Source organism: Hymenobacter negativus, from assembly GCF_017571495.1.
GTDB lineage: Bacteria > Bacteroidota > Bacteroidia > Cytophagales > Hymenobacteraceae > Hymenobacter > Hymenobacter negativus.
Window position 1 is genome coordinate 164,182 of the sequence record NZ_JAGETZ010000002.1, and the last position, 14,827, is coordinate 179,008.

11 protein-coding genes are annotated in these 14,827 nt (G+C 60.6%); 8 read left to right on the forward strand and 3 right to left on the reverse strand.

What is annotated here, in order from left to right; genetic code table 11:
- Positions 1–103 precede the first annotated feature (103 nt).
- The 8 genes from J4E00_RS04915 (at position 104) to J4E00_RS04950 (ending at position 10,349) form a co-directional block, all read left to right on the forward strand.
- Positions 104–781, forward strand: a complete 678-nt coding sequence (locus J4E00_RS04915) for a response regulator transcription factor (protein ID WP_208173916.1) — start codon at positions 104–106, stop codon at positions 779–781.
- A 52-nt stretch (positions 782–833) separates the two neighbouring features.
- Positions 834–2,204, forward strand: a complete 1,371-nt coding sequence (locus J4E00_RS04920; RefSeq protein WP_208173917.1) for a sensor histidine kinase — start codon at positions 834–836, stop codon at positions 2,202–2,204.
- A gap of 123 nt (positions 2,205–2,327) precedes the next feature.
- Complete coding sequence (locus J4E00_RS04925) at positions 2,328–2,837, forward strand: gluconokinase (RefSeq protein WP_208173918.1); 510 nt, start codon at positions 2,328–2,330, stop codon at positions 2,835–2,837.
- Between the two features lie 239 nt (positions 2,838–3,076).
- Complete coding sequence (locus J4E00_RS04930; protein ID WP_208173919.1) at positions 3,077–3,352, forward strand: hypothetical protein; 276 nt, start codon at positions 3,077–3,079, stop codon at positions 3,350–3,352.
- Positions 3,353–3,387: 35 nt separating this feature from the next.
- On the forward strand, positions 3,388–4,545 hold the full coding sequence (locus J4E00_RS04935; protein WP_208173920.1) for an efflux RND transporter periplasmic adaptor subunit: 1,158 nt from the start codon (positions 3,388–3,390) through the stop codon (positions 4,543–4,545).
- 217 nt (positions 4,546–4,762) lie between these two features.
- Positions 4,763–7,918, forward strand: a complete 3,156-nt coding sequence (locus J4E00_RS04940) for an efflux RND transporter permease subunit (protein ID WP_208173921.1) — start codon at positions 4,763–4,765, stop codon at positions 7,916–7,918.
- A gap of 161 nt (positions 7,919–8,079) precedes the next feature.
- Entirely contained in the window at positions 8,080–9,519 is a 1,440-nt protein-coding gene (locus J4E00_RS04945; RefSeq protein WP_236049488.1) for an efflux transporter outer membrane subunit, read from the forward strand.
- A gap of 218 nt (positions 9,520–9,737) precedes the next feature.
- Positions 9,738–10,349 (forward strand): thioredoxin family protein, encoded by a 612-nt coding sequence (locus J4E00_RS04950; RefSeq protein WP_208173923.1) that lies wholly within the window; start codon positions 9,738–9,740, stop codon positions 10,347–10,349.
- 225 nt (positions 10,350–10,574) lie between these two features.
- Here the strand turns inward: J4E00_RS04950 and J4E00_RS04955 are convergent, their stop codons facing one another.
- The 3 genes from J4E00_RS04955 to J4E00_RS04965 form a co-directional block, all read right to left on the reverse strand.
- On the reverse strand, positions 10,575–12,125 hold the full coding sequence (locus J4E00_RS04955; protein WP_208173924.1) for a TolC family protein: 1,551 nt from the start codon (positions 12,123–12,125) through the stop codon (positions 10,575–10,577).
- Positions 12,126–12,275: 150 nt separating this feature from the next.
- Complete coding sequence (locus J4E00_RS04960) at positions 12,276–13,637, reverse strand: HlyD family secretion protein (RefSeq protein ID WP_208173925.1); 1,362 nt, start codon at positions 13,635–13,637, stop codon at positions 12,276–12,278.
- Positions 13,630–14,643 carry an ABC transporter transmembrane domain-containing protein gene (locus J4E00_RS04965; protein WP_236049490.1) on the reverse strand — a complete coding sequence of 338 codons (1,014 nt, stop codon included), beginning with the start codon at positions 14,641–14,643 and terminating at the stop codon, positions 13,630–13,632. The genes J4E00_RS04960 and J4E00_RS04965 overlap by 8 nt, the downstream gene beginning before the upstream one ends.
- Between the last annotated feature and the right edge of the window lie 184 nt (positions 14,644–14,827).

Genomic DNA, 14,827 nt, shown 5'->3' on the forward strand with positions numbered 1-14,827 from the left:
CGCGTCTCGACAAACTTCGGAACAGGCAGCCCGGCGAGTAGCTTTGGGCTGCCTGTTCTGGTTTCGGGCCGTTGCCGTATAGCAGAAGAAATCTGGTGCACTTATGAAAATTTTGCTGGTTGAAGACGAGCCTCCGCTGGCTTCATTCGTAAAAAAAGGCTTCGAGCACGAAGGCTACGACGTGACCGTGGCCTACGACGGCCGCACCGGCTGGTCGCTCTACGAGCAGCAGCCCCGCGACCTCGTTATCCTCGACATCAACCTGCCTTACATCAACGGCGTGGAGCTGTGCCAGCGCATCCGGGCCCACAGCCGGCTGGTACCTATCCTGCTACTCACTGCTTTGGATAGCCTCGACGACAAAGAAGCCGGCTTTGCCGCCGGAGCAGATGACTACCTGGTCAAGCCATTCGAATTCCGCGAGCTGCTGATGCGAGCCCGCGCCCTCACCCAGCGCTACGCTGCCGCGGCCGGCCAGCGCCAAGAGCTGCGCATGGCCGACCTTGTGCTCGACCTCGACGCCAAAACCGTAACCCGCGCCGGCCAGCGCATCGACCTGACGACCCGCGAGTACTCGCTACTGGAGCACCTGCTGCGCAACCGCGGCCGGGTAATATCCCGGGTGGATATTGCCGAACGGGTCTGGGACCTGGATTTTGATACCACAACGAACGTGATTGACGTGTACGTAAGCTACTTGCGCAAGAAGCTGGACCGGGATTTTACGCCCAAGCTCATTCATACCGTAGTGGGCATGGGCTATGTGATGCGGGAGGGATAATTTTATTGGGCGACTTATTCCGTCCGTCATCCTGACATTACCTACGCATAACATGCTGATTCGCAACAAGCTGATGCTTCGCTTTACGCTGCTGGTGCTGGCGATTCAAGTCAGCTTCTCGGCGTTCATCTACTACTTCAACGCCAGCACGCGCGCACAGCGGTTTGAGCACCGGCTGAGTACCAGCGCAGCCCTAGCTTCGCGCTTGCTGGTGCGCACTGGTAAGCTCGAAACCGGGCAGCTCGGCAGCCTGCGGCGGAACGACCTCCTAACGTTGCCGGATGAGCAAATCAGCATCTACGGGCCCGATGGAGCGCTACGTTTCAGCAGTGCCGATAATATCGACCAGGAGCCCAACCGGACGCGCCTGGGAGAGCTACAGGCCAAAAACTCGGTGACCTTCACTGGCGCGGGACGGCGCGAAGCGGTAGGCACGGTGTACCGACACGAGGGCGAGCCGTACCACATTTTCGTATCAGCGGAGGATGTGCCGGGCTGGGTGCGGCTGCATCAGCTGGGCCTGCTACTGCTGGTGGGCAACGTGGGAGCACTGGCATTCACCATTTTGGCGGGCTGGTATTTTGCGGGCGCGGCGCTGAAGCCGGTGGCGCGCATCAGCCGGCAGGCGGGGCGGATTTCGGCCACCAACCTGGGCCGGCGGCTCTCGGAAGGCAACGGGCGCGATGAGTTAGCCCAGCTAGCCTACGTGTTCAATAACATGCTGGCGGGTTTGGAACAGGCTTTTGAGGCGCAGAAAAGCTTCCTGGCCCACGCCTCGCACGAGCTGCGCACGCCACTCACCACCCTCACGGGAACCCTCGAAACGGCTTTGGCCTACGATACCTCGCTGCCCGAGGCCCGCCAGAGCATGACGCAGGCGCTGGAAGCCTCGCGGCACCTAAATGCGCTCACCAGCAGCCTGCTATCGTTAGCAAAGGTGGATGGCAGCTTACCAAAATTCGAGGCTGTACGGCTGGATGAGTGCCTGAACCAGGCGTTGAGCTTTGCGCGCGCCAAGTACATGGGGCGGGAGTTTCGCCTGAGCTTTGGGGATTTACCGGAGGAAACCGAAACCGACGTTTTCATGGTAGACGGCAATGCCGAACTGCTCACTACCGCGCTGCTGAATTTGTTGGATAATGCGGGCAAATACTCGGCCGGGCCGGTGCAGGCCGAGTTGGGGTACGAGGGCCCAACCACGTTGCGCGTGCGGGTGGTGGATGCCGGCCCCGGCCTTAGCGCTGAGGAGCTTAGCCGGATTTACGAGCCGCTGTATCGGGCGGCCGGCGCGGTGGGGCGGCCCGGCTACGGCCTGGGGCTGCCGCTCACGCAGCGCATCGTGCAGCGCCACGGCGGGCGGCTGGAACTGGCTTCGGTGGTGGGGCAGGGGACTACAGCCACCGTATGGCTGCCAGCTGCCTAGAACTTTTGCGTAGCTGTTAAGCTCAGCATTTCGTAAAGCAGTAGCCGCAGGCAGTGCCGGGCGTTTCAACCTTTTTGGTGCAGCATTGTCTTCAGACCAACCTTTTCTAAAAAACAAGTACGTATGAATTTCGTCGTCATGGGAGTTTCGGGCTGCGGCAAATCGACGGTAGGGGAGCAATTGGCTCCTAAGCTCAATCTGCCTTTTCACGATGGCGACGACTTTCACTCGCAGGCCAACATCGACAAGATGGCCCACGGCACTCCCCTTACGGACGACGACCGGCGCGAGTGGCTCGAAACCCTGGCTGCCAAGCTGGGCGAATGGGAAAAAGAAGGTGGGGCCATCCTCGCCTGCTCGGCCCTGAAAGAGAAATACCGTGACACACTCCAAAGCAAGTCGCAGGAGCCACTGCACTGGGTATTCCTCGACGGCCCTAAGGAGTTGCTGCTGGAGCGCATGGGCAACCGCAAAGGGCACTACATGCACTCCAACATGCTCGATTCACAGCTGGCGACGCTGGAGAAACCAGCCTATGCCCTGCAGCTTTCCATTGAGTACACGCCAGAGGAGCTGGTGGACCAGATTGTGGCGGCATTGGCGAAAGACCCGGCGGTGGGAACCAAGCATTAAATGATAGCGCGGGGCTGTGCCCCGTGCTGACTATTAGCGGGCCTCTGGCCCGCAGGCGTCCGCGCCACTCAGACATGCGTTCATCGATTGCAGACCGGAGGCCTGCGCATAATTGACACGGGACACAGCTCCGCGCTATCCATCCCGGACACCGTTTTCATGTATTCTAATACGGTTCTCATACCGTTTTAATGTCGTCGGGGGTCCTTTGCGGGCAGTTGCCACTACCGCAAACGACAATGTCTAACAACCATCGGCCCTTAAATTTTCTGGTTCTGCTTCTGGCAGGGGCCCTGGCGTTGTCGTTGGGGCTCAATGGCTTTCTATTGTATAACCAGCCCGCGCTGGCAGTTGACTACGAAGACCTGCAGGAAACCGAAGCCGACCTGCGCCTGACGCAGCGGCTGCTGGCGCGCTGCCAGGCCTCACACCAGCAGCAGGACAGCCTGCTGGCCCTACGCCCCACACTTTCTAATTCTAACGCCGTGCCCACGGCTACCGCCACGGCCCAATAAAGGGCCGCGGCATCTGCTTGCTCATTCTCTTCCCCATGAACTCCTTTTTGCGCCGTTCTTTCCTTCACTCTTATGCGCTGACTGCCGCAGCCGGTTTGCTGGCGGCTAGCCTCAGCGGCTGCTCGGCCAAAGCCGAAAAAGATACCGCTGAGGCGCCACCCGAAGTGCCGGTGGTGACGCTGAAAACCTCCAGCCAGTCGCTACACCGCGACTACGTGACCGATATTCAGGCCGTGCGCAACGTGGAAGTGCGGGCTCAGGTGGCGGGCTTCCTCGAACACATTTATGTGGATGAGGGCAAGCCCGTGAAGAAAGGCCAGCCCCTGTTCCGCATCAACGCCAGCGCCTACCGCAACAAGCTGAGCCAGGCCCAGGCCGCCGTGGCCAGCGCCCAGGCCCAAGCCGCCGCCGTGCGCGTGGAAAGCGAGCGGGTGAAGCTGCTGGTCGACAAGAATGTCATCGCCAAAACGGAATTAAAGCTCACTAACAGTAAGATACGCGAAGCTGACGCCCGCGTGGCCGATGCCCGTGCCGGCGAGGCTGCCGCCCGTCTCAGCCTGAGCTACACGCTGGTACGCGCCCCCTTCGATGGCGTGATTGACCGCATTCCGCTCAAAATGGGCAGCGTGGTAGAAGAAGGCACGCTGCTTACTACGGTATCGGACTTGAGTGCCGTGTTTGCCTACTTCGACGTGGCCGAGGGGAGCTACATGAACTACACCAAGGCCCGCCGCGAGCACCCCGAGCTGCATTCCGATTCGGTGCGCCTAACGCTGGCCAACGGCGAGCTATACCCGCTCACAGGCCACATCGAAACCGCTGAAAGCGAGTTCAATCCCAACACCGGCTCCATCGCCCTACGCGCCCGATTCCCTAACCCCGACCGCCTGCTCAAGCACGGCGCTTCAGGCAAGGTGCGCCTGACCGACCAGCTGCCCACGGCGCTGCTGCTGCCCCAAAAAGCGGTGTTCGAGATTCAGGACCAAAACTTCGTGTATGTGGTGGACCAGGCCGGCGTGACGCACACCCGCAGCTTCAAACCCTACACGCGCCTCGGCGATTTCTACGTGGTGAAGGAAGGTCTGAAATCCGGCGAGCAAGTGGTGTACGAAGGCGCGCCGGAGCTGCACGACCAACAGAAAATCAACGTCAAAACCGTGCTGCTGGATACCGCAGCGGTAGCGGCGCAGTAACCCCCGTAGCGTGGACTCTGCGAGTCCGCGCCCACAAGAACGTCCTACAGAGCGCAGTGAGGCAGCTCGCCTGCCCTGTTGCCCTGGCCCTGATTGCCAATCGACGCGAGATGCCTCGCTACGCTCTGCACGACGCTCCCCATCAGCCTTCGGCCTAATCAAGGCAAACCTCATTAATCCGCCTAAACGCGGACTCGCAGAGTCCACGCTACTGCTTATGTTCGACATCTTCATCCGCCGGCCGATTCTCTCGCTGGTGATTTCCGTTTTTTTGGTGTTGCTGGGGGCGCTGGCGCTGTTCACGCTGCCCATCACGCAGTTTCCCGACATCGTGCCGCCGTCGGTGACCGTGACGGCCAAGTACACCGGGGCCAACGCCGAGGTGTGCGCCAAGGCCGTGGCCACGCCGCTGGAGCGCGCCATCAACGGCGTGCCGGGCATGACCTACATGAACTCGGTAAGCTCCAACAACGGCGTGACGCTCATCACGGTGTTCTTCGAAGTCGGCACCGACCCCGACCTGGCCGCCGTGGGCGTGCAGAACCGCGTGACGACAGTGATTGATGAGCTGCCGGAGGAAGTTATCAAGGCGGGCGTAACGACGGAGAAGGAGGTAAACTCCATGCTGCTCTACCTCAACATCACGAGCGACGACAAGGGCGCGGGTGAGCAATTCATTTACAACTTCGCTGATATCAACGTATTGCAGGAGCTCAAGCGCATCAACGGCGTGGGCTTCGCGGAGATTATGGGTTCGCGGGAGTACTCGATGCGGGTGTGGCTGAAGCCCGACCGCATGGCGGCCTACGAGGTGGGCACCGACGAAATTGTGGACGCCATCCGGGCCCAGAACGTGGAAGCGGCACCCGGCAAATCGGGCGAAAGCTCGGGTGGCAAGGCCCAGCAGTTACAGTACGTGCTGCGTTACACCGGCAAGTTTTTCGAGCCCGAGCAGTACCGCAACATCGTCATTCGCTCGAACCCCGACGGTTCGGTGTTGCGCCTGAAGGCGGTGGCCGACGTGGAATTTGGCACGCTCACCTACGGCATGTCGTCGAAGAACGACGGGCAGCCCTCGGCGGCCATTATGCTGAAGCAGCGGCCGGGCTCTAACGCCAGCGAGGTCATCGAGAACGTGAAAAACCGCATGGCCGAGCTGCAAAAAACCAGCTTCCCGCCCGGCATGAAGTACAGCATTGCCTACGACGTATCGCGCTTCCTCGACGCCAGTATTCACGAGGTGCTGCGCACGCTGGTGGAGGCTTTCCTGCTGGTGTTCATTATTGTGTACTTGTTTTTGCAGGACTGGCGCTCTACGCTGATTCCGGCGCTGGCGGTGCCGGTGGCCCTCATCGGCACGCTTGCCTTCATGCAGATGCTGGGCTTCTCGATTAACCTGCTCACGCTCTTCGCGCTGGTGCTGGCCATTGGCATTGTGGTCGATAACGCCATTGTGGTGGTGGAAGCCGTGCACGCCAAGATGGAGGAGAAGCACATGGACGCCCGCAGCGCCACCTACGAGGCCATGCACGAAATCAGCAGCTCGCTGATTGCCATTACCCTGGTGATGTCGGCGGTGTTTATTCCGGTGTCGTTTATGGACGGGCCGGTGGGCGTGTTCTACCGGCAGTTTTCGCTCACGCTGGCCATTGCCATCGTCATTTCGGGCGTGAATGCTGTGACGCTCACACCAGCCCTGTGCGCGCTCATGCTCAAGACGCACGAGGGCGAGCGCACGGGCCTGCTAGGCCGTTTCTTCAAGGGCTTCAACAACAAGTACGAAGGCCTGGCCGGCGGCTACCAGCGCCTGCTGGGCGGCATTGCCGGCCGCCGCGTGGTGACCATTGGAGTGCTGCTGCTGTTTTTCGGGGCCACCTGGGGAATCAGCAAGGTGCTGCCCTCGGGCTTTATCCCGACCGAGGACCAGGGCATGGTGTACATCAACGTGACCACGCCTGCCGGGGCCACCGTGGAGCGCACCGAGGCCGTGCTGGCCCAGGTGCAGCGCATTGCACAGAAGCTCAAGCCGGTAGAATCCGTTTCGACCCTGGCCGGCTACAGCCTCGTGAACGAGGTGGCAGGCTCCAGCTACGGCATGGGCATGATTAACCTCAAGGCCTGGGACGAGCGGGAGCAGTCGGTGGCCGAGTTCATTAAGGAACTGGAAGACAAAACCAAAGGCATTGCCGATGCCGAGATTCAGTTTCTGCCGCCGCCCACGGTGCCGGGCTTTGGCAACAGCAGCGGCTTCGAGTTCCGCCTGCTGGACAAGACGGGCAGCGGCGACCTGCAGAAGACAGCCCAGGCCTCCAAAACCTTCCTGGCGGCGCTGCAAAAGGAACCGGCCATCAACGGCGCTTTCACCGGCTTCGACCCCAACTTCCCGCAGTACCTCATCCACGTCGACCAGGACATGGCCGCCAAAAAAGGCGTGACCGTGGACCGCGCCATGAGCACGCTGCAAACGCTGCTGGGCAGCTACTACGCCTCCAACTTCATCCGTTTCGGCCAGATGTACAAGGTGATGGTGCAGGCCAGCCCCGAGTACCGCGGCCGCCCCGACGACCTGCTGGCCCTGCACGTGAAAAACAACCGCGGCGAGATGGTGCCCTTCTCCACCTTCGTGAAGCTGGAGCGCGTGTTCGGCCCCGACCAGCTCACGCGCTACAACATGTACACTTCGGCCATGATTAACGGCGACGCCGCCGCCGGCCACAGCTCTGGCGACGCTATTTCGGCCATCGAAAAAGTAGCGGCCAAGGTGCTCCCCAAAGGCTTCAGCTACGAGTGGAGCGGCATGACCCGCGAGCAAATCCTGAGCGGCAACCAAGCCCTCTACGTCTTCGGCATTGTGCTGATTTTCGTGTACCTGCTGCTGGCTGCCCAGTACGAAAGCCTGCTGCTGCCGCTACCGGTGCTGCTAAGCTTGCCCACCGGCATATTCGGCGCCTTTGTCAGCCTCAAGCTCTTGGGCCTCGAAAATAACATCTACGCCCAAGTAGCGCTGGTAATGCTCATCGGTCTGCTGGGCAAAAACGCCATCCTTGTCATCGAGTTTGCTGAGCAGCGCCGCCGCGCCGGGGCCACCGTACTGGACGCCGCCGTGCAGGGCGCCGTTTCCCGCCTGCGCCCAATCCTGATGACCTCCTTCGCCTTCATCGCCGGCCTGATTCCGCTGGTAGTAGCTAGCGGCGCCGGCGCCCTGGGCAACCGCTCCATCGGCACAGCCGCAGCGGGCGGCATGCTCATCGGCACCGTGTTCGGCATGGTGCTGATTCCGGGCCTGTATGTGCTGTTTGCCAGCTTCGAGAAACCGAAGAATCTGGAGGCGGATACGGAAGTAGTGGAGGAAAAGGAGTTGGTGGCGCATTAAGTGCGACCATCAGAATTGTAGCGCGGACTTTCAGTCCGCGAGTCACCCGAATAGATAATCCACGCGCGGACTAAAAGTCCGCGCTACATCGCCCACGCCACGGCTCACCTCTCCAAAGAAATGAGTCGCGGGTAATGCGAACCGCCAGAACAACCAATCTCATGCGCTTTCTAACCGCTGCCCTTGTCTTAATACTCGCCGCCGGCTGCCGCGTATCCGCACCCGACGGCCCGGCTGCTAGCCCAGCCGCCCCAAAGGCTTTTAACCCGACCACGCCCGCCACCGATACCCTAAGCGTAGGCAGCACGCCGTGGCGGCAGTTTTTCCAGGACCCCGCGCTGGCCGGCCTCATTGATACGGCCCTGCGTCAGAACCTAGATTTGCGGGTGACTATGCAGCGCGTAGAGGTATTCCAGGCGCAGTACCTGGCCCGGCGCGGGGCGCTGTTTCCCACGGTTTCGGCCACGGGCACAGGCGCGCTCGACCGTTATGGAAAGTACACAATGACGGGCGTGGGCAACTACGACACCAACCTCTCGCAGAACATTGTCAACAACCAGCGGGTACCCACCAACCTCACGCCCGACCTGTTCGTGGGCCTGCGCAGCTCCTGGGAAATCGACCTATGGGGCAAGCTACGCAGCCGCCGCAAGGCTGCCTACCTGCGCGTGCTGGCCTCAGAACAAGGCCGCAACCTGGTAGTGACCAACCTGGTGGCCGACGTGGCCCGCGCCTACTACGAACTGCTGACGTTGGACAACCAATTAGTCATTTTGGAACGCAATGCCCGCTTCCAGCAGGAAGGCCTGCGGCTGATTAAGGTACAGAAAGAAGCCGGTCGCGTCACCCAACTGGCCGTGCAGCAGTTTGCCGCCCAGGCCCTCCGCACTGAAAGTCTTGCCTACGAGACCCGCCAGCGTATCACCGAAACCGAAACCCAACTCAACCAGCTGCTGGGGCGCTACCCGCAGCCCATCCGGCGCGGGCCGGCGCTGCCCAACCAGTCGGGCCTGCCCACCAAGCTTTCGGCGGGCCTGCCCGCCAGCGCCCTGCTGCGCCGCCCCGACGTGCGCCAGGCCGAGTTGCAACTCCAGGCCGGACGCGCCGAGGTGGACGCCGCCCGCGCCGCCTTTTTGCCCAGCCTCACCCTCACGCCCTACGTGGGCCTCAACGCCTTCCGCGCCAACCTCCTGCTCGACCCTGGCTCGGTGGTGTTCGGTGCCGTGGCAGGCCTCGCCGGCCCCATCCTCAACCGCGCCCAGTACCGAGCCGATTTCCGCGAGGCCGTGGCCAACAACTACGAGGGCTACTACCGCTACCAGCAGGCGCTGCAAACTGGTTTCCGCGAAGTGGTGGTGGGCCTCCAAGGGCTTGAAAACTTCCAGGCCGTCGCCGACCTGCGCGCCCGCGAAGTAGAGCAGCTCACCAGCGCCGTGGCCACCTCCAACGACCTGTTTGTGGCCGGCTACGCCTCTTACCTCGAAGTTATCACCGCGCAACGTAGCGTGCTCGAAGCAGAATTGAGCCTCGCAGAATCACGCCAGGCGCTACTGCTGCAGAGCGTAAATCTGTACCGGGCGTTAGGGGGCGGCTGGCAATAGCGCGAACTCTTTAGAACGTCACATCGAGTGCCGTCTGTCATCTTGAGCGCAGCGAAGGACCTTATCACGTTGCAACGACTCGTTCAGCGGCGACAGGGTCCTCTGCTATGCTCAGGATGGCAGACGGCGCTCACCGCAGACATCAACTATGTTGCTGGCCAATCGCAACTTTCGCCAATCCATTTGTTATAGGTCCGTTATAAGCCTATTCCAACGACATGTCCACTACTTCCGCCCCCGTACTCACCTCTTACCAAGTGGCTACTGGCCTCACCTACGCCGCCTACCGCCAACAAAATGCCGACCTGCTAGCCAGCGAGCCCGACCCGCGCTTGGCTAAAATGCTGCCCTATTACCGCGAAAACGAGGAGCGTATGGACCAGCTAGAGCCTACCATTACGGTATTGCCCGAACTGCAAGCCGCCGCGCAACAACTCACACAACAATACATCTGGGTAGTCATCACAGAAGGCTGGTGCGGCGACGCAGCCCAGCTCGTGCCCATCATCGAAGCCGTAGCCCAGGTTAGCAACGGCCACCTCGAAACCCGCTACTTCCTGCGTGATTCAAACTCCGAGCTCATCGACCGCTACCTCACCAACGGCGGCCGCGCCATTCCAATGACGGTGCTGCTACACGCCGATTCCCTGACCGAAACCGCCGTGTGGGGCCCGCGCCCGGCGCCAGCTCAAGCTTTGTTTCAGGATTTGAAAGCCCGCGAGGTGCCTTTTGCTGAATTGGCCGCCCAGCTCCACGGCTGGTACGCGCAGAATGCCACCCGCACTACGCAGCAGGAGTTGCTGGCGCTTATAGAGGGACTAGGGAAGTAACCAACCTCTGCGTAAACCTCACCCCCTGACCCCCTCTCCAGAAAAGAGGGGGCACCGGATTTGAACAAACGACATTTTTAAAGAAACCCTAAGAAAAAGCCTGCTTAAAAGCAGGCTTTTTCTTTTTCATAAATCCTTACTACGCATTTCCGGTGCCCCCTCTTTTTTGGAGAGGGGGTCAGGGGGTAAGGTTTCGCGTGAACGAAACAAGATGCCCCAGCTACACTACTTCTGCGCCCCATCCACCGACCGCGTGCCAGCGTAGTAATACAGTTCGGCCCGCGACTTCTCGTAGCTCGAGCGCAAGCTCTCCTGCTTGATGCGCAGGTCGATGAGCTTGGTTTCGCGGGCGTTGATGAGGAAGATGGTGCTTTCGCCTAGTTCAAACTTTTGCAGTTCGGCCTGGAGCAGAATGCGCTGGTTGGTGATGGTTTGGGCTTGCAGGGCGAGTTGGCGCTCGTAGGCGCGCAGGGTGTTATACACAGAGTTTACCCGCGTCACGATGGTGCGCTGACTTTGCTGGCGCTCCAGCGTAGTTTCCTTCACTTGGATGCGGGTGTATTGCAGCTTGCCACGCTCGGCCCGCAGGAACAGCGGGAAGGAAAAATCAACGCCGACCTTGTAGTTATCCATCCCGAAATTGTAGTAGGAAGGCACTTCCGAGCGGTAAAAGTCGCCCTGGCTGAGCAGTACGCCGCTCACGTTGAGCTTGGGCTTGAGCATTTCGCGCCGGTACCGCTCTTCAATGCCGAGCTGGCTGATTTTGGCTTCCAACTTGCGCAAGGTAGGGTGCTGAGCGGCGGCAAAATCGGTGAGGCGCTGCAGTTCGGCGCGGCTGACGGTGTCGAGGGCGGGCGATTGGGGCACAGCGTAGGCGGGCAGCTCGGCGGGCTGGCCATCCTTGGTCCAGAGGTGATTAGAGAGCAGGAGGCGGGCGTTTAGCAGGTCCACATCAAGTTGCGTGGCCTGCACCTGCCGGTCCTGTACCGTGATTTGGGCCTCCACCGAGTCGATGGGAGCCTGGTCGCCGATTTGGGCGCGGCGGGCGGTACCCTGGAAACGGCGGTCGGCCAGCGCCACGCCTTCCTGGATGAGGGCGGCTTGCTGCACCGAGTAGTACCAGGTCCAATAGTCTTTCACGGCCTGCAACCACACTTCGTTTATTTGCTTCACGCGGTCGGCTTCGGCAGCGTTTTGCATCACGCGCGCTTGGCGCAGGGTACTGCGGCGGGCGTCAATCAGCAGCCCCGCCCCAATGGGCACCGATATACCCACGCCCGCCAATCCGTTGCTAGGGGTGCGGCCTTCGGGGTTCACGTAAGTGCCCACGTTGCGGTCGTAGATGGCTTTCAGGTCAATGCCGCCGAGCCAGATGGGGATTTTCAGCTCGTTACCCCAGTTATTGTAATAATCGGTACCGCCGAACTGCTTGCGGTGGAAGTCGGAGCCGATTTTGGGATCGAAGCCGCCGCGGGCTTGCAGCACCTGGCTGCGGGCCTCGTCGCTGAGCAGGTCGGCTTGCTTCACAATGGGGTGGTTGGCAAATACGATATCGGCAAGGTTTTGCAGGGAGAATACCTTAGCCGTATCACCGGGCTGAACACCATTCAACTGCGTGGTTTGGAGTGGCGCCTTTTCGAGGCCGGAGCGACGAGTCGGCAGGTTGGGGTCCTGCGCCAATGCGGGGTGCGCCAGGGCCACGAATAACAACCACAGCAGCGGCCAGTAGCTACTGCGGTTGGGTTGGAAGAATGTATTAATTATGATGGATGACATCTTGATTTATAATGCATTTCATTTTGTTCGCCAAACAGCGTTGGTCGAAGCATCTCTACCGCAGTAATATCAATACCTGCTCAACGAAGCGGTAGAGATGCTTCGACTACGCTCAGCATGACAGCAATTACACCTGCGTCACTAGTTGGCTTACTTGCCTTTCACAGGAGCGTCGTCGGGCTCGGCTTGCAGGGTGGGGGGGAAGCCGTTGAGTTGCCGCCATATTTCATACCACACCGGCACCGAATCCAGAATAACCCAGCCCTGCACGCCCGAACCCAGGCGGAGCTGTCGGGGCCAGGGCTTGTCGCCAGGCTGTGGCTGGGATGGACGCACCAATAGGCGGTATTTGCCACCACTGCTGCTCACCACATCAATCACCGACACGAAACCACCAAACGTGCCCACTGCCGCCGAAGGCCAGCCCGAAAACTGGATGGCGGGCCAGCCATCGAACTGCAGCCTCACCTGCCGCCCACGCTGAATGAGTGGCACGTCCATGGCCCGCACGTACACCTCAGCCGCTAGTAATGGCGCCTCGGGCTGCAGCGTGGCAATGGATTCGCCCTCCTTGATGGTTTCGCCGATGCCGGCCTTGAGGGCCCGCACCACGTAGCCGGTCTGGGGCGCGCGCACCACGTACAGGCCGCGTCGCACCTCTACGTTGCTGATTTTATTGCGGGTAGCGGCCACTTCTCCTTGCGAACTGGCGCGGCTCGACACGGCCGTGCTTCGGTCCGATTGGGCCTTGGCCAGGTCCTGCGCGTACTTGGCGCGCAGGTTGCTCAGCTCGATGCGGGCGTTGGCAAGGGCTTGCTCGCTGCTGGCCACTTTGTTGCGAACCGACGTTACTTTAGCCAGGTCCTCCTGCAGCTTGAGGCGTCGGGTTTCGATGTCGGTGAGTGAGAATAGGCCGTTTTTGTAGCCTTCCTCGTAGCGGGCCAGCCGGGCGCGAGTCGTTTCGTAGAAATTTTGAGCCGCCACCAAGTCGGCGCGGTCGATGTTGAGGTAATTGGCGGCTTGCTCCACCTTATTGCGGGCCGATTCCAGCTGCACTTGCAGCGTGGTGCCTAGCGCGGCTATTTGCTGGTCGGTGGCCACAATTTTGGCTCCGTAGGCGTCCACGTTGGCGCGCTTGGCGGCCAACTGCTCGCGCAGGCGTTCGGGCAGGTTGGGGTCGAAATACTCATCCTTGATTTCGGAGATGGTCAGAAGCGTATCGCCCTTGCGCACCAGCTGGCCTTCGCGCACGTTCCAGTGCTCGATGCGGCCGGCAATCTGGTTCTGCACGGTCTGGGGCCGGTCTTGCGGGGTGAGAGCCGTGAGGGTGCCGGTGCCGGAAATGGTTTGGCGCCAGGGCAGAAACAGCGCAATCAAAAACAGAATGCCCACCACCAGCAGGATGCGGCCCAGCCGGCGGCTGCCCTGGATGCGCAAGAGTTCGGGGCGCGATTTGCGGGGCACTTTTTCCCACACCCCCTCGGCTACGTGTTGGTTCGAGAGGTTAAGCATGACTGATGGCAGCGTGGTGAGGGTCGAGGGGAAGGTCAGTAACGGCGGCCATTTTTTCCACCCCGGTAAGAATGTCGAAGATGGTGCTCACGCCCGTCATCAGCTTCTCGATAGAAGCGCTGATTTGCACGATAAGCACTTCGGCAGCAACGAATTGCCCCAAAGTCATTTGGCGCGATACCACGAACAGCGTGCCCGCAATCAGCAGGCCAGCCGTGAGCAGCGTGCGCAGGGCCGTGGCGTAGCCGTAGTAGGTTTTCAGCACCTGAAAGTGGCCATTGCGGGCGTGCAGGTAGCCGGCGGTCAACTCGTCGGTGCGGGTCAGGGCTTCGTCGGCCTGCGCATTGTTGGTGCGCACTTCGGGCAGGCGGTCGGCCACCTGCTCCAGCCAATCCACCAACTCGTATTTATAAGCCGATTCCTCGATGCTGGTGCGCAGCGCCCGCTGGTAGTTCACGGCGTAAATCAGTATCAGGGCGATGATGGTGAACAGGCCCAACGCAATGAAAATGGGGTGGTAGAAGGCCAGCACCAGCACCCCGAACAGGATTTGCATGCCCGCAAACATCAAATCAATCAGCAGCTTGGTGAGGCCCTTCTGCACGGTGAGCACGTCGAAAAAGCGGTTCACCAGCTCCTGCGGATTCTGGCCTTCCAGGGCTTCGGGCTTGATGCGCGGCAGGCGGTAGGCAAACTCGATGGCGGCCTTGGCAAACAGGCGCTGCTCGATGGCTTCCACCATCGTGAGCTGCCCAATGAGCAGGATGCTGGCCAGCAGCACACCGCCCACCACCACGCCAATCAGCAGGTAAGTGGAGCCGAACACGGCCCCCGTCGATACCAGGTTAAAAACTGCCTGCGTGCCCAGCGGCAGCGACAGACTGACGATGCCCGCCACTACGGCGTACCAGATAATGTGACGAATCGTTTTGCGCTCGGTGTCGAGCATCCGCGTCAGTCGTTGCCACGGGGTGGGCGGCGGCAAAGTACTAGCGTATGAAGCCATTAATGTGTGGTAAAAAAGAGGTTAATACAGAAGACAGCAGCAGTATTTACGCTGCTAAATCCACAAATTAACCGGCCAAACCCACCCATTTGTTACACCCCTTTTCCGAATTAACCCCCTTTTAATCAGTCATTAATTTCATTTTAATGCCGACTATAGGCATAAAAAAGCCGCCCGGCGCACA